We start from the raw sequence: 507 nt of genomic DNA, 5'->3' as shown, positions 1-507 counted from the left end.
CGAAAAATACGTGTCTCTGGAGCATTATTTTGTGGACGGCACTAAGATCGAGGCGAATGCCAATCGCTACACCTTTGTTTGGGGCCAAGCGGTCAGCAAACACAAAGCGAAATTACAGGAGAAGGTACACGCTCTGTTTGCTGACATTGAAGCGGCAGAGCACCAAGAAGAACAGGAGTTCCAGGGAAAGGACCTCGCCGAATTCGGAGAATCTTGTGAGATGAACAGTGAGAAGCTAGAAACCCTGACCCAGGTGCTGGAGTCTAAGCTCCTGGACAAACCTAAAGACAAACCTCTGAAAAAAGCCGTTCGGAAGCTTCGGAAGGATTTGCTGCCCAGATTACTGAAGTACGAACAGTACCAGAGGCTACTTGGCGACCAGAACAGTTTTAGCAAGACCGACCCGGATGCGACTTTCATGCGGATGAAGGAAGACCACATGCGAAATGGTCAACTCAAACCGGGTTACAATGTACAAATCGGAACGGAAAACCAGTTTATTTTAGC

The 507-nt window shown here is 48.3% G+C and carries 1 pseudogene; it reads left to right on the top strand.

Annotated features, from left to right (window positions below):
• Window positions 1–507 (top strand): annotated as a pseudogene (locus ACTJKB_RS30925) (IS1182 family transposase); the annotation flags it as partial.

Source organism: Paenibacillus sp. 22594 (genome assembly GCF_052044425.1).
Taxonomy (GTDB): domain Bacteria; phylum Bacillota; class Bacilli; order Paenibacillales; family Paenibacillaceae; genus Paenibacillus_AQ.
This window is presented reverse-complemented; position numbering and strand designations above follow the sequence as displayed.